Source organism: Sutcliffiella sp. FSL R7-0096, from assembly GCF_038595065.1.
Lineage (GTDB): Bacteria > Bacillota > Bacilli > Bacillales > Bacillaceae_I > Sutcliffiella_A.
In genome coordinates, this window is sequence record NZ_CP152003.1 from 4,098,477 (window position 1) to 4,116,940 (window position 18,464).

The window sequence follows — 18,464 nt, forward strand, 5'->3', positions numbered from 1 at the left end:
ATGTTACGACGATAGTATTTTTACTTGAAACTTTTTCCAACTTACTTCGTACTAGTAGGAGGTATGGATGGTGAAAATACCGGTTAGCCCATCATGAAACATATGAACAAAAAAAGCCGGATTTTAGCCCTCACATGCAGGTGGACTAAAATTCGGCTTCTTTTTTATCTAACTTTCGTTTTTGGTTCTTCCCCATGAAGCACCGCCATAATATTATCACGGCATAACTTCATCATCGTCGTTCTCGTTTCCACACTTGCACTTCCGATATGTGGGATCGCTACAACCTGCGGGAATTTCAATAGTGGATGATCTGACCCGATCGGTTCTTGGTAGAATACATCAAGGCCAGCCCCAGCAATATCTTTTTGCCCCAGTGCTTCTATCAATGCCTCCTCATCAACAACCTGCCCCCTGCCGACATTGATAAAGAAAGCGGACTTTTTCATTCGATTGAAAGCATCCTGATCAAACAAGTGTCGAGTTGCTTCCGTTAGGGGAGTCAGACAAACAACGAAATCGGATTCTTCGAGTAACTTTTCAAAGGCACGATAAGATGCACCTACCTCCTGCTCCGCTTCCATATGGCGGTTTCTGTTATGATAAAGCACTTCCATCCCAAAGCCTCTTGCTCGCCTTGCCACTGCCTGACCTATTTTCCCCATGCCCACAATCCCGATTGTCTTATGATACACATCCGCCCCAGCAAGTAAGTACGGACTCCAGCTTTGCCATTGCCCAGCCTTTACAAATCCTTGAGCTTCTGTAATTCGTCTTGCCGTTGCCAGCAATAAAGCAAAGGTAAGATCAGCGGTTGTTTCTGTCAGTACATCCGGCGTATTACAAACCTTGATCCCCTTCTCAGAGGCAGCATCCACATCAATGTTGTCATAGCCGACTGCAAGGTTCGCCACCACTTTAAGATTAGGCGATTGATCTAATAACTCTCTATCCACTTTGTCGGAAAGCATTGTCAGCAATGCGTCCGCTTTATGTGCCTCTTGCATCAAAACTTCAGGAGGGACTGCCTCGCTTTCACTATTCCACATCTTCACATCTGCCATTTCCCTTAATGGGACCAATATCTCATCTGATAGCTTTCTCGTAATGAATACATAAGGCCTTGTCATCTTCTTCTCTCCCTGCTTCATGTTGTCTGGAATGATTGCTATTTCAATTATTGTCATTTTATCACTCATGGCTTTTCCGATACATACCTATATAGGGAAAATGCTTAATTTTTCACCCAGTCCAGTATTGGGATGCCATAAGTCTTGGCAGGCACACCAGCCAGATCATAAAAATTCCCAAGGAACTGTTCATAATAGCTGGATGATTGCAAAACACCTCTCATCCTATCTTCATGCCATTTTTTGTCCGTCACAGGACCACTCGTATAATAATCCTCCACACATTCTAAATAGTGGACCGGGAATACGAGGCGTGCATATAAAAGTCTCCAGGAAAAACTGGAAAGTGGGGAGACTCTTTCATAGTCTTGCAAGAAGGTCTGTATTTTCGCCGGGTTCATATCTATTCCTTTTCTACACTCGGTCCGTATCCATTCAGACAGGTCTCTGCTGGCATGATCGAATATCCAGTCTGTCGGAAGCTTCATCCACTGGTTCTGTTGCCAAGTAAGATCTGTGAATCGATGGTGACATAAGGTTGCCGCATCATTAATCATCGGGCTATCATCTAGCTCCGTGTCAACCAAATACTGTATGGCATTTTCGGTTAAACCTAAATAGTAAGGAAAAGATTCTACAAATTGGGTATCAAACACATCTACCGGATTGCTTCTTACTTTTTCCCTGAAAAAGCTTTCCATTTGATCGATTCTTTTCACCCATAAATCTTTCCACTGTCCAACCCGGTTAATGGCTGTCACTTTTGACGGGAAGCCTCTTGCATGGTAATGGAAGGTTGCCAATTCTTTTCCGACATAAAGTTGGAGAGTGTTATTGTTGTAGGGCATTCTGAAAAGGGCAATCTTCTTTCCATCTATGTCCGTAATATACGAATCACTTTTATTTTTCACAAATGAACTAACATATATATCTTGGTGCGTGCGTATCATATAGTCACTTATCTTTTGAAGTTCATCAACTTCCTCCTCCTCCAAGTGACCAACAGGTACCATGATGTAGAGCACCCGATTAGCCCAGAAAGCATCAAACTGCCGCACCCTTTGTTTCCTTTCCACCCTTAAATCATAATGTTCATAGATAGTCTGCTTCAACTAAGTTCCCTCCTTTATCCCTAGTACCAACTATATGAAGTAAATGGAGAAAACTTGTTAGAAATAAACTTTAGACAAACACCTATATCAACAAAAATCACACCAACAGCTATTATTTCTTGCCGATAAGGGAATAAAGGGTAAAGAGAGAAAAAAGAGGGGTCTGACCCTCACTGCTCTAATGCGTTAAAGAGGGGTCTGACCCCCTCGACTATAATATAGAAGATGGGTGAGCCGGATGAAGAATTTTGAGAGTATGGATGAAGTAGAGAGAAAGGCTAGGGCTTTGTTGGAGGAACGCGGGGTGACGATGGATGATATTGCCGAGTTGGTGTACTTCTTGCAGTCGAAGTACCATCCTGCGCTTGAGCGTTCTGAGTGTCTGGAAAATGTCGATCGCGTTCTTTCCAAACGCGAGGTTCAAAATACCATTCTTACAGCAATTGAGTTAGACATTTTAGCCGAGCAAGGAAAGATACAGGAGCCGCTTCTGCGGATATTGCGTGATGATGAAGGGTTGTATGGAGTCGATGAAGTTTTGGCATTATCCATTGTTAACGTTTATGGCTCCATCGGCTTCACCAATTACGGGTATATTGACAAACTAAAGCCTGGAATTCTAGAAAGCCTCAATGACAAAAGCTCTGGTAAAGTACACACATTCCTTGATGATATCGTCGGAGCGATTGCCGCTGCAGCATCAAGCCGCTTGGCGCATAGAGCTGCAAATACTGAGTAACAAATAAAAACCAGACTGGAGCTATAACTTAAATAGCGAAAAGTCTGGTTTTTTATTATGGCTCTTTTCTCAAAGATTGTTGCTATTCACTAGTAAAAAGTCGGCAATTGGACTTTTTACAGCTGGATACTCTCGATATGCATGAAATATAATTAGTGTTCCAGCGAAAAGAGCACGACAGTAAGTAATATTACGGATGGTTTAAAAATACGTAATAGCAACAAAGTTTATCAAAACAGCCTTTATTATAAGGTCAAAAGTTAGCTTATATTTTCTCTATCCATTCAGAAAGAGACTGCGCCGTATACGTTGGCTGCTCTACATACGTTCCCAGATGTGCCATGGTTGTCACACCAGTATGCACAAGTAACGTGTCCATTCCAGCATTCATCCCTGCCTTAATATCCGTTTGATAGTTATCCCCCACCATCAACACCTCTTCACGTGCAACGCCTAACACCTTCAAAGCCTGCTCCATAATAACTTTTTCAGGCTTCCCAATGAAGGTTGGCTGCGTTTCTGTTGAAACCGTCAGGACGGAAGTCAACGAACCATTACCTGGCAAAAGCCCACGTTCAGTCGGGATGGCAATATCGCCGTTTGTGGAAATAAATCGTGCACCATTGCGAATATTAATGGCACCAAGCGCAAGCTTTTCGTAGTTGATGGAGCGGTCAATTCCGCTTACGACAACATCTGCCCCTTCTTCCACCAATTCAAAACCCTTCTCCATCAAAGCAGTTTTGATTCCTTCCTCACCGATCACATAGATTTTTGCTTCAGGCTTATACTCATAAATATAGTTAGCGGTAGCATTGCTTGTCGTAAACACTTGCTCGTCCAAAGTCGGGATGCCGAAATCCCTTAATTTTTGTGCAACCTGCTGTGGCGTTCTAGAGGAATTATTGGTTACAAAAAGGTATGGTATCTTTTTATCGTATAATGCCTTTACAAAATGGCTTGCCTCTTCAATCTTATCTTTTCCTCTGTACATTGTCCCGTCTAGGTCAATCAGATATCCTTGGTACTTTTTCATCTATTTTCACACTCCACTACTGTATGGTCATTGCATTAGTTTAAGTATTTTTCAACCTGTTCATGTTAGCACAATTTGCTAATCCTTTAAAAGGAAAAACTCTGTTTTCCACCGCAGGTAATTTCCGCACCAGACTTCGCTTTCCGCTGGGCGCCGCTAGAGTCTAGCCTTTTCACTCCAACCTCCAGCTTATGTTACTAACTTAATCCTTTAATATAAAGTAAAGTAAAAGAACGCCCTCTTAATGAAGAAAGCGTTCCCATTTCAATTCCTAAATGCGGACACAGGTCCAAGCTCATTTTCTAAATAGCTACGGACAGCATCACAAAATTTCACTACCGGATCTTTCACATCTTCCAGACTCTGCTCCACCTCGGAGTGGTCAATTAAAAGATAATCCTGCACAAGCGTTTTTCGCATTCGTACTAGCACTTTAAGTTGTTGCGCCAGGCCGACTGTCACCACTTTCTCATCTTCGAGAATATCAATGATGTCCTCATAGCTGCCAGGGTCACGCATAATAAAGCCGTCAATCATCGCATTTCCCACATCCAGTATGCCTTCGATAACCGCTACCGCAATTCGTTCAAGGGCCATCTTTTCAATGGAGGTGCTCCATGATGGATGCATGTCAAAAACCTTGATATTTTCTTCAATATAAAGCAAGGTCTGTCCGATTTTCTCCCTATCCACAAAGTACATATCCCTATCTCCTTTGTTTATCATCTTGGTTGTTGTTTTAAGCTGTGTAATATCTTTATTTTATCACAAATAATCAGCCCATATATGACAGGGGCGGAAAATATCTGCTAACAAGAAACCGCTTGTATTTGTTATACTAAGAAAAGATGCACGGAGGAGGTTTTCCATAATGGGAGAAAAATTCTTTTTATACGATGATACAGTAGATACAAAAACTCGCTTTGTCAGCTTTATGGGGGAAAGTAATCGTTTTGATTTGGCCATTGTCAAGTCCGACCGATACTACGGAAAAAGCCTTGTTCTAGATATACAAGGTAACCGCTTTGCCATTATCGGAAGCGACGACTTGGACGAACCAGGTTACTTGGAGCACGCATACCAGTTATCGGAAGAGGATGCAGCCGAATTGCGTTCGTTTTTATATGAGGTAGTGTGAATTTTTTATGCCTTACTAAATAATCCCCTTTTGTATAGGAAAAACTAACGGTAATCTTAGACAGAGGGGATGTTTTTTATGCATGAACGAGAAAAAGATAAAGAAGCTGAACAATATACTGATTTTTCCAATGTGGAAATCCAACATAACTTTTTAATTCCTGAAACACTTCCAGAAGGGCCTTATGGCTCCCCACGTGGTAAAGATACGCCCGTTGAAAATAAAAGTACGCCATGGCGTGAAGGACAGCGTTACTATAGTGCCTTCAATTATGAAAATAAGAATTTACATCAGGATTTACCTAGGCAAGACCCTGGTGCACATCCGACTCATGACGATAAGAGTGAGAATGAAGAACCTCCATATGGTGGTAAGGAATCTGAATAAAATAACTGGGTAGTTTTCTCCATTAGCACAACTCCCCTACTGAATCATGAAAAAATCCCATGGACCTCCGCAAAACGGTCAATGGGATTTAAATTTATGGCTGTTAAAGTTGCCTGTTGATAATGAGCAAGTTTCCAGCTGTTGATTGGAGCAAGAGGCGTAGACTCCTGCGGGAGAGTAGCGACAATCTTGAGACCCCGCAGTGAAACGAGGAGGCTCAAGGTCGCCCCGCGGAAAGCGAAGCCTATTGCGGAAATCAACAGCGGCCTTTACCAGAGCGAAATTTATAGTGCCACTCACTTTGCCTCAGCAGCAGGCTTCTTCACTTTTTTCAAGACAAAATAAGCACAGCCAAAGTTGCAGTATTCTAAAATGTAATCAGGCAAGGTGCTGATTTTTGTGTCATGGGTGGACTTATGATTCTGATCTTCAAAAAATCCGCGCAGTCGCAGTTGATTATAGCCCCAGTCTCCAACTATGTAATCGTATTTGTTCAATACATCGATATATCTTGCTCGAAAGGTTTCTTCGTTAAAGCCATCTCGATTTTCTTCCAACAGTTCGTAGCAATGGTTTCCAATACAAATCATGAGTCGATCCTCCATTTCTGCTCTTATTTACATTATAGACCATTCTCCATCAATTTCTAAGTCAAATTTTTCACTATCGGGAAACCCTATTGATTAAGGGGGTGTTTCCATTGAGGAAAACAATGAAAGTGTTAGCAGTTTGCAGCTTAATCACAGCTTCTATGACAGCTTGTGCCTTTGACCCAACGCCAGAAGAGCGTCAAGCCAGAAGTGTGATTTATGGGCGCGATGGCAAGCCGAGGTTTACTAATACTGGTCACCGCTACGATATGTATGATGCCAGGGATGTCAACCATAATCAAAGTCGTTTCGGTTATGTTCGGGACCAAGCTGAGCCTGTGAGAAATTCACAGCGCTATAATGAAAATATCGCCGCAGTGGACTATGGTGAAATTGCGAATATCATTAATAAAATGGTGGTACAATTACCTGCTATCGAAGATTCTGCGACACTTGTTACCGATGAAGAGGTGCTGATCGCTTATGAAACAAATAGTGATGACCGCGAATTGACGGCAGATCAGGTAAGTAAGACAGGTCTTTCCATCGTTCCACGTTATTATCATGTTTACATTTCCGATAACCCGGAGATGATTCACGAAATCGAGCGTTTCCGTTCACTTGCTGTCACAAGCCCAAGGGTGGACGAGATTTTGGATACCACGATTAAGCAAATGCTCAAATCCCCTCAAGGTAAAAAGTTGAGTAACGGAGAAAATGCAAACGGGGAAGCGGAAGGCGAAATGAACGAAGAAACAGATAAAACTGAATTTGGAAAACAAATGAGAAACGAATAGCATCCACAAGAAAAAGGTACAAATCCCTGCATAATGGATCTGTACCTTTTCTTTTTATGCTTGGGCTTGTCTAGCTTTTGAAGCTTCGTTAACCTGCTCGTCTGCATGATAGGAAGAACGGACAAGCGGGCCAGCCTCACAATGGCTGAATCCTTTTGTCATCGCAATTTCCTTTAACTCCGCAAACTCATCTGGATGGTAATATTTTTGCACTTTGATGTGTTTCTTGGATGGTTGCAGGTATTGCCCGATCGCCATAATGTCTACATTATTTGCGCGAAGGTCATCCATTGTTTCAATGATTTCCTCTTTAGTTTCCCCAAGTCCGATCATGATGCTCGATTTTGTAGGGATATCGGGTTGCAATTCTTTTGCTCGACGTAAAAGTTCAAGTGAACGGTCATATGTTGCTCTCGCACGAACTCTTGGAGTCAAAGAACGGACCGTTTCAATATTGTGGTTAAGTATGTCAGGTCTTGCAGCCATCAACATTTCAATATTTTCAAATACTCCTCCCATATCGGATGGAAGAACTTCAATGGTTGTAAAAGGGTTTTCGCGGCGAACGGCTCTGATGGTCTCAGCAAAAATTGCGGCACCACCATCTTTCAAGTCATCGCGGGCCACTGCCGTAATGACAGCGTGCTTTAAATTCATCAATTTCACGGACTCTGCTACACGTTCCGGCTCTTGTGTATCAAGTTCGGTTGGAAGTCCCGTCTTGACAGCACAGAAACGACAGGCGCGGGTACAAACAGCTCCAAGGATCATGAATGTAGCTGTACGTCTCACAGCCCAACATTCATGGATATTGGGACATTTTGCTTCTTCACATACCGTATTTAAGTTATGCTCTCTCATCAATTTTTTAAGACCTGTATAGTTTTCGTTCGTATTCAGCTTGATTTTAAGCCAATCCGGTTTACGTATGTACTCTTCTTTTTTAGCCATATGCTCAACTCCAACTTGTCTTATTTTCAAAGAATAATTTATCTATATATTTTTACTATTCTCACTAATCTTATGGGGAAAATGACATGTTTCATCTGTCACTTTACCAAACATCCAAGGAAGAAACAAGTCCAAAAGCTTCCACAGAATCATGTCCGACAATCTTCCATGAATTAGTATAAATGAAATAGAAAAAACTCACCACACTAACAGTAGGAAATGAAAGTAAAGGAAGGAGTGGGATTTTGATAAGACTACTTTTATGCGTCATCATTCTATTTGCCTCTATACCTGCTGATGCCTCTGCTGCCGAAAAAAGTTTAACGGACGAGCAGATTTATGCCAAGAGGCAGGAGCTATATACTAGAATGCAGTCTGTTACACAAATTCCGTGGCAGTATTTTGCGGCAATCGATCAATATGAAAGAAATGTAAGAAGGGTTAGAAGAGATATACCAAAAGCTACCGGGGTCATTGGGATTTACTATAAACCAGAGATTTGGGCCGGTCCATTGAATCCTAATGCACTGGATACCAATCCTTCAAGCATTCAATTTTTTGGCGGTAGGGGATTGGATGGAAACGGAGATGGAGTGGCAGATTCCACAAATGACGAGGATGTCTTGTTTACCTTTGCATCCTACCTCAAGAATTATGGAACCGACAAAGAAAATTTAAAAATTGCCCTTTGGGACTATTATCAGCGGGATAAAACGGTCGGCCTGATAATGGGTCACTTAAAGCTTTACAGTACTTACGGCACATTGAAACTAGATACACATGCCTTCCCATTACCGATCCGCTCCAATTTCAGTTACCGCAACACATGGGGAGATGCACGCGGATGGGGTGGTCGCAGAATGCATGAGGGTACCGATATTTTTGCAAGCTATGGGGTTCCTGTCCGCTCCACCTGTTATGGCATCATTGAAATCAAGGGTTGGAATAAATTCGGTGGATGGCGACTTGGGATCCGTGATATCAATAATACGTATCATTATTTTGCCCACCTGAACGGTTTTGCCAAAGATTTAGAAGTAGGACAAGTAGTAGAACCCGGGCAGATTATCGGTTCTGTAGGTAGTTCAGGATATGGACCCCCTGGCACGGCTGGGAAGTTCCCGCCGCATTTGCACTATGGCATGTATAAAGACAATGGTTATTCCGAATGGTCCTTTGATCCATTCCCTCACCTAAAATCATGGGAACGCGGAGAAAGAAGGAAGCGCTAACGGATATCTTGACTTTTCAAATTCAGTGATATATAGCTGTGGATTCGAGCACAGAGCGTAGTCTCTAGCGAGAGGTAGCGCGAGAGATCCCTGAAGCGTTGTGAGGAGGCTCCGTATGCGCCCTGCGAAGCCCGGTGCGGAAATTAACAGCAGTGTTTAATATAGTCCTTTAAGTAAAGAAAGCTGCTGACCGCTCAATTGACGGTCAACAGCTCTTGTATTTTTAAGCTTCTTTATTCTTTTTCACTGCCCACAAGATACTTCCTGCAAGGCCACCCCAAATGATGACAATACCGACAACCATCATGACAATCGCACTTGCTTCCATTATTTATTAACCTCCTTTGACGAGGAAGATGACAATTCCAACGTGTCTTTTTTCCATTTGATAAGGGAGAAGGCGATACCTACAAGCAATGCAATCACTGCTACTACCACTCCATATTGGACGGTGAAGATACGACTATATCCGTCAGCCGCTCCATATACATCACGGATATTTGTACGAATAAGATCAATCATCATATAACCAAGTACAAGTGGTGTGATGACTGCTAAGGACCATGTCCACCATTGGCCAAGGAATCCTGTCAATTTAATATCAGAAATTTCATTTGCATGGCTTTGCAAGGTCTTAAGCTGTCTTGCAAAATATACAACAACGATAACTTGAACAAGACCAGCAAGCGCTACACCGAATTGGTTAATGAAGTAGTCTGCAACATCCAATACATTCAAGCCGCCTTGAGTAGCAAATACCAAGGAAATGACTGCAGATAAACCTCCACCGAAGGCTACTGCTTTTGTACGGGATACCTTGAATTTATCCTGTACCCCTGCAACAAATGTTTCTACAATGGAAATTAATGAAGATAATCCGGCAAGTACTAAAGATCCAAAGAATAGGAAACCGAACAACTGATTGAAAGCCGGGAATTCATTGATGATTTGCGGGAACACGACGAATGCCAATCCGACACCACCTGCAACCACTTGATCCACACCGACCCCTTGTTGTACAGCCATGAAACCTAGAATACTGAATACCCCGATACCAGCCAATAACTCAAAACCTGAGTTGCTGAATCCAGTGATAAAGGCATTATTGGTGATATCAGATTTCTTCGGTAGATAACTCGAATACGTGATCATAATCGCAAATGCGATGGATAAACTGAAGAAAATCTGTCCATATGCAGCAACCCAAACCTTACCGTTAGCTATCGTGCTCCAGTCAGGCTTGAAGAAAGCATTTAGACCAGTCCCTGCTCCCTCTAATGTTAAAGCACGGATAACGATGATCAAGAATAGAACGACTAGTGTAGGAATAAAGATTTTGTTTGCAACCTCTACACCTTTCTTTACTCCCTTGAATAATACGCCAAGGGTTACCACCCAAACGATGATTAATGGAAGTAGTACAGAAGGAACCAAGCTTCCAAATTCACCAGGTGCAGATACCTGAAGATATTCTCCGATCAGGAATCCACCTGTATCGTCTCCCCACTTCAAGTTAAGTGAGAATACAGAGTAAGACATAGCCCAAGCAATGATGACGGCATAATAAGTAGAAATTACGAATGCGATACCAACTTGCCACCAGCCAAGCCATTCATACTTTTTGTTCATTCTTGCATAGGAAAGCGGTGCAGATCCGCGGTACTTATGACCCATAGTGAATTCAAGGATCAATAGTGGAATACCTGCTGTTAGAAGGGCGAATAAATAAGGTACGAAGAAAGCCCCTCCTCCATTTTCATAAGCAGTAGCCGGAAAACGCCAAATGTTCCCTAAACCGATGGCCGATCCAACCGCTGCCAAAATAAATCCTGCTCTTGTCCCCCATTGCGGTCGATTATCCATTCTCTTTCTCCCCCTACTCAGACTCTTTTTTTACCAAATAATAGATAAAAGAGTCCAAATGTTTTATTTTTTCTGATTATTTAATATAATTTATACATAGTATAACTAGACTTTATGACTATGTCAAAACAAACTTTTCAGTTATATTAGTCGACATTATGCGACAATACTCTACAATGCATATTTATTAATATATTTTGTTCAATCAAACTAATCAGTTGCTATTAAAGGCTTTATCATTGAATATTTATTCATTTTAATTTTCAATAAAAAAACACCTCTCTCTTTATCACTTTTTAAAAAGTAGATAAAAAGGAGGTGTTTTTTACTTTATTCCAAAAGTAATAGTAGCTTATTCTGCCATTTTCAGTGCTTTAAAGCCAAATCCTATGAAGATAAAGGCTACAAATACAACCAAGAGTCCTAGTAGAGTACTTCCAGTAAGTCCTAGAACAATATAGCCAACAATTGCTACCAAGGCACTAATCAGCGCATATGGTAACTGTGTTAGCACGTGATCGATATGATTACATCCCGCACCTGTTGAAGATAGGATGGTCGTATCTGAAATCGGTGAACAATGATCTCCAAATACAGCTCCCGCAAGAACTGCAGCCAACGCCGGCAGTAACATATTGATATCGGTCGCTGCAGAAATTTGTCCTGCGATAGGTAATAGCAAGGCAAATGTTCCCCAAGACGTACCGGTTGAAAATGCCGTGATACCTGCAATGATGAAAATGATAACAGGTAAAAATGCAATATTCATATTGGAATTTTCCACTACCGCTGCAAGGTAGCCGCCTGTATCTAACTCATCAATCAAACCTGTGATCGTCCATGCAAATAGAAGAATGTAAATGGCAGGCATCATCGCCTTCACTCCTGCTTTAACCCCTCTACCAACAACATTTCCATCAATTCCACCTTTGGAAACCTGCTGAAAGAATAAGATAAACGTTACAATCAGAGCAAAAATACCACCATAGAATAATGCTGCAGATGGATCTGTGTTTTCAAAAATCGCTAGGAGTGATACATCACCTTCTGTGGCCGTGTAACCTGTCCAAAGCATCGCACTTACCACACCGACTACAAGGGAAACGATCGGCCATACAAGGTTTCCGACCTTTCCTTTTGAACTTGTCGGAAGGTCATCATCCAACTCTCCCGGTACTTCCTTAGAAGTATCCAATACTTCTCCTGTTTCCATGGCACGAGTTTCATGTTTTTTCATCGCACCGAAATTCACATTAAAGTAACTAACTAAGAACACCATGATGATTGCAGAGAAAACATATAGATTCATCGGTATCATTTGAATAAATGCACTAAAAGCAGAGATATTCGTTACACTGTGCGTCGCTAGAATTCCACCAATGATTCCAATGATATACGCACCCCAACTTGAAATCGGAGAAACGACACAAATCGGTGCAGACGTGGAATCAATCAAGTAAGCCAGTTTTGCTCTGGACACTTTATGACGGTCTGTTAGTGGTCTGCTGATTTGCCCCACTGCCAAACTGTTAAAATAATCATCAATGAAAATGATTAATCCTAAAACAGTCGTCAACAGTTTGGATCCTCTTCTAGTTTTGACACGTTGAAGTGCCCATTCACCAAATGCACGACTTCCCCCAGTGATAGAGATAAAAGCTGTAATAATTCCTAATAATAATAAAAATAGCAAGATGAAAATGTTCCAAAGATTAAGCTCTTTATCTTCTACAGAATAAAATAGTCCCACTACCGTATCCCAGATCAACACTACCATTGTCAACGGATTGAAATCAGCCAACATAAGTGCCGAAGCTAAAATACCTACTCCAAGTGACAGCAATACTCTCCTGGTCAAAATAACCATCAAGATTGCAAGCACTGGAGGAATTAATGAATAAATCGTTCCTTCCATAACAAAAACCCCCATTAAGCTGTAATATGTTTGACCAGTTCAAACGGGTTACAACAATGGAAGGCGCTGAAAGAGAACAAAATAAAAAGTAATGATAGAAAATAACTATCATTACCTATGTAATGTGTTATCCTCCATCCGATCAGTAGCCCTCCACTATTAAACCGTCCGTACCGGTCATAATGGCAGTGTTATCCTTATTCAAGATAACCCCAGCAATATAAGTTCGACAGCCTATATCGCTTCGGCACAGCATCCTTTCTTCTACCATCCTTGGTGTCACCCTCCAGTAGTATTACTCTTATGCTATGCAGCCTCTACCTCATCGTATGATAAGGGAAGTATATTATTTTATGAATTCACTATATCACATATCCACTAATAGGACAAAGGAAATATATTCCCATCTCGATTTGTTTTTTTTCTAGGGAAACTGGACGATTTCTACTATATGAGATTTCCCAGAAGATTGTAGTGCAAGGTGTGAGATTCCGGCACGGTAGGTAGCGGTAGGTTGTGGCCCCTGAAGCGTTGTGAGGAGGCTCAAGCATCGCCCTCTGGATAAGCGAACACCTGGAAAGGCAATCTACAGGAGTTTTTCAGCTTACCGCTGCTATGCTATCTTGCCTGTCACAATCCACGATGGCAAGATTTAGGTGATCCTTCAGATTGAGATCATAAGGCTTTTCTAAATCTTCCCCTTCTTCTTCCACAATCCTGATAACAGGTCGCTCAGTCAAATCCTTGTTTTGTCCGACAACCAGCCCTTTTCTGCCATCATTCAAGGTAATCATCAACCCGTATGGATAGATGGCGACCGATTTACGGAAAGCTTCGATAATTGCAGGCTCGTAAAGGGTTCCAGCCCCTGCATACAGTATCTCCAAACCTTCATGCGGTAGCATGGCACTCCGGTAGATTCGGTGGGAAGTCACTGCATCGAAAACATCCGCAACAGCAAGTATCTTTCCGAACAGATGGATGTCATCCGTTTTGATCCCACGTGGATAGCCGCTTCCATTAAGGCGTTCATGATGCTGGAAAGCACAATGTGCCACCATCAGTGGGATGGATTGCATATTGCGAAGGATATCATAACCGTATGTGGCATGTCTTTTCATCTCTGCAAATTCGTCGCTTGAGAGTTTACCAGGCTTGAAGAGGATATCATTGGGGACAAGCATCTTCCCGATATCGTGGAGAATACCACCAAGGCCCAAGGTTTCCAAGTCTTTTTGTGACAATCCAAGCTTCAGTCCAATCGACAGGGCATATAGCGTCACATTAAGTGAATGGGTGAATACATAATTGTCATGTACATAAACATCCGTCAATAAAGCGGAAACTTCATCGTTGGATTTCATATCTGTAAGCAGATGTTGAATAAGGGACTTCAGGGTCTTTGAGGACTTGTCCATTACAAACCACTTACTTAAGGCATGTTCATGCTCCACCGATTTGAAGGTATCCGTTATGGTCTTTATCGCCTCCTTCCGGACTTTATCCGAAATGATGGTCGGTACGTCCATCCCATTTGTACGGGAATCTTCTATATATACATACGTAACATTCAGTTGTTGCAGGCGTGAAATCATTCGTGAAGTGACAGAAATCCCCTCGCTCAACAGCACCCTGCCGGAATCATTGTAGATCGATCTAGCCAATACCATTCCCGGTTTCATTGATCTTGTAGGTAATAGTCTCATAACTTCTCCTATCTTCACATTTCGACAAAATCTATATATTTCCTATTATAGTAAAAATTCTATGATAAAGCTTGGTAATTTTGAAAAAAGTTATGAAGATTTTTTAAAATATGTATAGATAATTGTTTATACAAAGCTGTATACGTAAACTTTTTTGCATTTTCGTATTATTACATTAACCGTTCTATTCCTTACTGTCGTGCTCTTTTCCCTGCTGTACTTAAAAATACTACTTGCAATCTTTAGAGTGTGTAAGCAGTAAAAAGTCCAACTGCCGACTTTAAAAGAGCCTTACAAACAAAATACCACCGTGCTATTCAGCAAACGGTGGTATTTTTCCCTATATGATCCGATAAGAATGACATAAGCCTCTTACCAGTTATATGAAAAGATAAGTCATGCATTCCAAGCACCATCTTATCCTCTGTTAAAGCATTCTCAGCAATGCATCTTTGCCTGTCATGCCTACGGTAATACCTACATTTTCAGCCTCGTACGTAATGGATTCCAAAGGGGCCTCTATTAATTGCTCGATGGTACGCACTCCAACTGCCCGCCCTGCAATGATTTTTCGGTCCTTCAGCTTGGCATTCAACAAGCCGACATCCAATGCACCGCACATAATGTATCCTTTTTCGCTTGTAACTGCCATAAAATTGGTCTTTGGCAATTTTACTGTAATGGCAGTAAACGTATGGCCTTCGATTGTAATTGGTGTCATTTCAATCATAGATAATTGTCACGCTCCCTTCCCATATCAATTTATGTGATGTTATGGAAAGGGTGTGAAAAATAGGTTAATTCCCCGAGAAGGAATGTGCCAGCACATCCCGGAGCAATTCTGGTAAGAAGAATTCTTTCTCTTTTGCATGACTGATGCTTGGATACAGCCTCCCGAAAGTGAACATATCAATGGTACCGATTGTAACCCTATCAGAAGCTTCCAACTTTCGGTCACCCACATAAATTGCAGTTATTTGTTCGGTTCCACCGGTTATTTCCGCTTTGTCAAAGCGAACCCCACTGAATGCCATTTTGCCCATTACTTCACCACGGAAACCAAGTCCTTTGACCAGGAGCTGCTCCATTTCCGGATGGAGGGCCTGCTGGACTACCTCTTTCAACTCCTCACAGGTTAAGGTGACCCGGCATGGGTTGATGGGATGGGGACAAATCCGGTGCAACATCTCAAGCGTCACATCTCCTGCCTCAAGACCATCCAGCAGTACTCCAGCATTGACCATCCCGATATCAGCCTGGCACCACTCTTTTAACCTTTCTGCAAGAAAATCAGGAAAAATGGAAGGGGCAAACCACTCTACAGGTAAAGATTGCTCTATTCTACCGATTTTCTTGTGAAGAGCCCGTTTTGCCGCTTGCTGCATTTCTTTTATCAGCCCAGCCATTTCCTTGTCCGGTTCATAGAGTTCCAATTTATGAAGCCTTGCGGTGGATTTAACAAGAGACTTTGTATTCCTATCATAGGTGATGTCGACTTGTCCGATATATTGTCCATACTTCCCTGCTCCACAAATCAGTGTATCACCGATTAGCCTGCCGTCCGGTAAGACGTGATGAGTATGGCCCCCAAGGATGACATCTATTTCCGGAAAGCGCCTTGCCAGCTCCTCATCATCCGAAATGCCAAGATGGGAGAGAACCACGATCACGCCAGCCTCTTCTTTTAATAGAGAGAGGTATTTTTCCAAAATAGTAAAAGGATCTTCTATTTTCCATCCCAATAAGGAGTAGAAATGTTGATAGAAAACAGTCACTCCGATAAAAGCGACTTTGACGCCATCCAATTCTCTAATTTCATAGGGCTTCACCCAGTGGGGATATTCACCATCTTCTTCAAAAAGGTTGGCTGCCAGAACAGAAAATTCGGCCTCCTCATAGAGTTCCGATAACCCCTGATAGTCTAAAGTTATCCCTTCATTATTTCCAAAAGTGGCAAAATCATATTGTAGCTTGTTTAAGAGTCTGGTATTGGCTTTACCACCGGTAGCTTCCGTGATAGGGTGAAAACGATCCATATTATCGCCAATATCGACAAGTGTCGATGGTAATGTGGACGCCTGTTCTTTTAAAAAAGTTGCTAACTTCGGGTAGGCGTCAAAATGACTATGTATGTCATTAGTATGTAAAATTCTAATCTGCTGCACACGGTTCTCTCCTCTAAAATAAATCTAATTGCCTCGGGGCCAAGCCCTTGTACTCTAGTCCCATCAGGTCAATCATCTGCTTGGCATTTCCAGCAGCATGACCTCCAGAATTATTGTTGAATAGCATATAAATGTTTTGGGATAACGAGGTCAGCTTCTCCAAGTTTTCTTTCCATTCCAACAGCTCTTCCTTGTTATAGTCATACAGATAACGGACCTCCCGCCAGTCCTTCCCTGATACAGACTTTGTCCAGCCATGGATGTTCCGACCATGCAGTCGCACTAAAGTATTGTCAGGATCGGTTGGGTGCAGTACCGTCGGAATCGAACCCGTCCCAGCTTGTGGTTCGTCACAGATGCTATGTATCCAGCCTTCCTCTTCCATAAAGGTAAGCGTCCTGTCATGGTATGCGGGCTGAAACCAGCTTTGGTTGCGGAACTCAAGCGCTACCTTCGTGTCGCCCATCTGTTCCTTACACCATCTTATATAGTCGACATTTTCCTTTTTGCATTCAAACCATGGTGGAAATTGAAATAAGACCATCGCCAATTTACCTGCATTTTCGTACGGCATAAGAGATTCATTAAAGGCGGCGAACATCTTTTCTTTCGAGTCAAAAGGAATCTCCCCCCGCTGATGTCCAGTCATTCCTTGATAAGCTTTCACTATGAATTGGAAACTATCAGGAGTATCTTCAACCCACTTTTCAACGTTCCGCTTCGGCTGAATGGCATAAAAGGAGGCATCTACTTCCACTGTAGGAAAATGAGCCCCATATTCCTGTAACTTATCTCTCGCTGCCACTCCAGTTGTATATAACGAATCATGATCTCCCCAGCCTGTCACACCAACATAAATCATTCGTTTCACCTCATTTTTTTCATTTTATCATAATCGGCTGGTATTTCTCATGTTTGTAGTGCGGTTTATGGGAGTAATTGGTATGATAAATGTATATTTACTTTTTCGGAGGCGCTATGAAAAACAAAATTGTTGTATTCGATTTACTATTTTACTTGGCTTTACCCTATTTAATTTGGAAATTTGGACAAGAGCCGCTTGGGGATTATTATGCGATACTCCTTTCTACTGCGCCGGGTTTTGTTTACACCATTGTCCGATTCGCTGTAGAGAGACAGTTTAACGTGACAGGCATGTTCATTTTGGTTTCCCTCTTCATCAGTACTTGCGTTGATATCCTTTCCGGCGATGCCTTTACCATGCTCCAGAACTCAGTATACGTGTCTGCCGGCTTCGGATTGTTTATATTGGGCACGATGATTGTAAAGAAGCCACTGGCGCTATACTTTGGCGCTGACATTGCCTATTTGCAGGGACATAAGCGGGAGGACAGTTTAAAGCTCTATCGTCAAAAAAACATTCTTCCTGCGTTCTATTTCATCACGGGCATATTTGCTTTACGGGGACTTGTCGGGGCAGGACTGAAGTATTATCTTATTGGTGTTTATGGAGTGCAAGGATATGATAGGATCCTGTTCTTCATGAAGGTGAATGGTTGGGTGTTTGGAGCGTTGATTGCTGTGGGGTTCATTTATTCTAGTTTGAAAATCAATGAACATTTGGAACACTCAAAGGTCGTGGATACAAAGGATAGTAATTTTGTAGGGTAGACTTTTAAAGAAATGAAGTAAAAAACAAATGCCTACAACGATTGATGCGTTGCAGGCATTAATTAAGGAAA

The 18,464-nt window shown here is 42.0% G+C and carries 19 protein-coding genes and 1 riboswitch; of the genes, 6 read left to right on the forward strand and 13 right to left on the reverse strand.

From position 1 onward, the window contains the following. Positions 1–164: 164 nt before the first annotated feature. Together MKY77_RS21095 and yutH are read right to left on the reverse strand one after the other, a co-directional pair. A complete protein-coding gene (locus tag MKY77_RS21095) occupies positions 165–1,130 on the reverse strand; it encodes a D-glycerate dehydrogenase (protein WP_339149883.1) in 966 nt (321 codons plus the stop codon). A 104-nt stretch (positions 1,131–1,234) separates the two neighbouring features. Then, entirely contained in the window at positions 1,235–2,242 is a 1,008-nt protein-coding gene (gene yutH, locus MKY77_RS21100) for a spore coat putative kinase YutH (protein WP_339147596.1), read from the reverse strand. Positions 2,243–2,480: 238 nt separating this feature from the next. Between yutH and MKY77_RS21105 the strand changes: the two genes are divergently transcribed. Next, positions 2,481–2,981, forward strand: a complete 501-nt coding sequence (locus MKY77_RS21105; protein WP_339147597.1) for a phosphatidylglycerophosphatase A — start codon at positions 2,481–2,483, stop codon at positions 2,979–2,981. Positions 2,982–3,246: 265 nt separating this feature from the next. Here the strand turns inward: MKY77_RS21105 and MKY77_RS21110 are convergent, their stop codons facing one another. Both MKY77_RS21110 and MKY77_RS21115 read right to left on the reverse strand, forming a co-directional pair. Further along, positions 3,247–4,017 (reverse strand): TIGR01457 family HAD-type hydrolase, encoded by a 771-nt coding sequence (locus tag MKY77_RS21110; protein ID WP_339147598.1) that lies wholly within the window; start codon positions 4,015–4,017, stop codon positions 3,247–3,249. A gap of 264 nt (positions 4,018–4,281) precedes the next feature. Then, the gene (locus MKY77_RS21115; protein WP_339147599.1) at positions 4,282–4,719 is read right to left on the reverse strand and encodes a DUF86 domain-containing protein; all 438 of its coding nucleotides are present in this window, start codon (positions 4,717–4,719) and stop codon (positions 4,282–4,284) included. 169 nt (positions 4,720–4,888) lie between these two features. Between MKY77_RS21115 and MKY77_RS21120 the strand changes: the two genes are divergently transcribed. Both MKY77_RS21120 and MKY77_RS21125 read left to right on the forward strand, forming a co-directional pair. Then, complete coding sequence (locus tag MKY77_RS21120; RefSeq protein ID WP_339147600.1) at positions 4,889–5,155, forward strand: DUF3055 domain-containing protein; 267 nt, start codon at positions 4,889–4,891, stop codon at positions 5,153–5,155. A 78-nt stretch (positions 5,156–5,233) separates the two neighbouring features. Then, entirely contained in the window at positions 5,234–5,542 is a 309-nt protein-coding gene (locus tag MKY77_RS21125) for a cytosolic protein (protein ID WP_339147601.1), read from the forward strand. A 296-nt stretch (positions 5,543–5,838) separates the two neighbouring features. Here MKY77_RS21125 and MKY77_RS21130 read toward each other — a convergent pair whose 3' ends face one another. Then, positions 5,839–6,132: a YutD family protein gene (locus MKY77_RS21130; RefSeq protein ID WP_064098819.1), complete on the reverse strand. Its 294-nt coding sequence runs from the start codon at positions 6,130–6,132 to the stop codon at positions 5,839–5,841. A 110-nt stretch (positions 6,133–6,242) separates the two neighbouring features. Here MKY77_RS21130 and MKY77_RS21135 point away from each other — a divergent pair, with 110 nt between their 5' ends. Next, a complete protein-coding gene (locus tag MKY77_RS21135) occupies positions 6,243–6,929 on the forward strand; it encodes a YhcN/YlaJ family sporulation lipoprotein (protein ID WP_339147602.1) in 687 nt (228 codons plus the stop codon). Positions 6,930–6,983: 54 nt separating this feature from the next. Here the strand turns inward: MKY77_RS21135 and lipA are convergent, their stop codons facing one another. Next, complete coding sequence (gene lipA / locus MKY77_RS21140; RefSeq protein ID WP_339147603.1) at positions 6,984–7,880, reverse strand: lipoyl synthase; 897 nt, start codon at positions 7,878–7,880, stop codon at positions 6,984–6,986. 269 nt (positions 7,881–8,149) lie between these two features. Between lipA and MKY77_RS21145 the strand changes: the two genes are divergently transcribed. Further along, entirely contained in the window at positions 8,150–9,112 is a 963-nt protein-coding gene (locus MKY77_RS21145) for a M23 family metallopeptidase (RefSeq protein WP_339149884.1), read from the forward strand. A 223-nt stretch (positions 9,113–9,335) separates the two neighbouring features. Here MKY77_RS21145 and MKY77_RS21150 read toward each other — a convergent pair whose 3' ends face one another. The 7 genes from MKY77_RS21150 to MKY77_RS21180 all read right to left on the reverse strand — a co-directional run bounded on the left by MKY77_RS21150 (position 9,336) and on the right by MKY77_RS21180 (position 17,623). Next, on the reverse strand, positions 9,336–9,440 hold the full coding sequence (locus MKY77_RS21150) for a methionine/alanine import family NSS transporter small subunit (protein WP_339147604.1): 105 nt from the start codon (positions 9,438–9,440) through the stop codon (positions 9,336–9,338). After that, positions 9,440–10,975 (reverse strand): sodium-dependent transporter, encoded by a 1,536-nt coding sequence (locus tag MKY77_RS21155; protein WP_339147605.1) that lies wholly within the window; start codon positions 10,973–10,975, stop codon positions 9,440–9,442. Before MKY77_RS21155 ends, MKY77_RS21150 begins: the two co-directional genes overlap by 1 nt. A gap of 352 nt (positions 10,976–11,327) precedes the next feature. Further along, positions 11,328–12,890 (reverse strand): Na+/H+ antiporter NhaC family protein, encoded by a 1,563-nt coding sequence (locus MKY77_RS21160; protein WP_339147606.1) that lies wholly within the window; start codon positions 12,888–12,890, stop codon positions 11,328–11,330. A gap of 138 nt (positions 12,891–13,028) precedes the next feature. Further along, positions 13,029–13,218: riboswitch (Lysine riboswitch) on the reverse strand. 271 nt (positions 13,219–13,489) lie between these two features. After that, complete coding sequence (locus MKY77_RS21165; RefSeq protein ID WP_342515464.1) at positions 13,490–14,572, reverse strand: HD-GYP domain-containing protein; 1,083 nt, start codon at positions 14,570–14,572, stop codon at positions 13,490–13,492. A 451-nt stretch (positions 14,573–15,023) separates the two neighbouring features. Further along, positions 15,024–15,326 carry a DUF1805 domain-containing protein gene (locus MKY77_RS21170; RefSeq protein WP_339147608.1) on the reverse strand — a complete coding sequence of 101 codons (303 nt, stop codon included), beginning with the start codon at positions 15,324–15,326 and terminating at the stop codon, positions 15,024–15,026. Positions 15,327–15,393: 67 nt separating this feature from the next. Then, entirely contained in the window at positions 15,394–16,761 is a 1,368-nt protein-coding gene (locus MKY77_RS21175) for a bifunctional UDP-sugar hydrolase/5'-nucleotidase (protein WP_339147609.1), read from the reverse strand. Positions 16,762–16,774: 13 nt separating this feature from the next. Then, positions 16,775–17,623, reverse strand: coding sequence for a DUF72 domain-containing protein (locus MKY77_RS21180; protein WP_339147610.1), 849 nt, complete (start codon positions 17,621–17,623; stop codon positions 16,775–16,777). A 116-nt stretch (positions 17,624–17,739) separates the two neighbouring features. Between MKY77_RS21180 and MKY77_RS21185 the strand changes: the two genes are divergently transcribed. Next, positions 17,740–18,393, forward strand: coding sequence for a VC0807 family protein (locus MKY77_RS21185; RefSeq protein WP_339147611.1), 654 nt, complete (start codon positions 17,740–17,742; stop codon positions 18,391–18,393). The last annotated feature ends 71 nt before the right edge of the window (positions 18,394–18,464 follow it).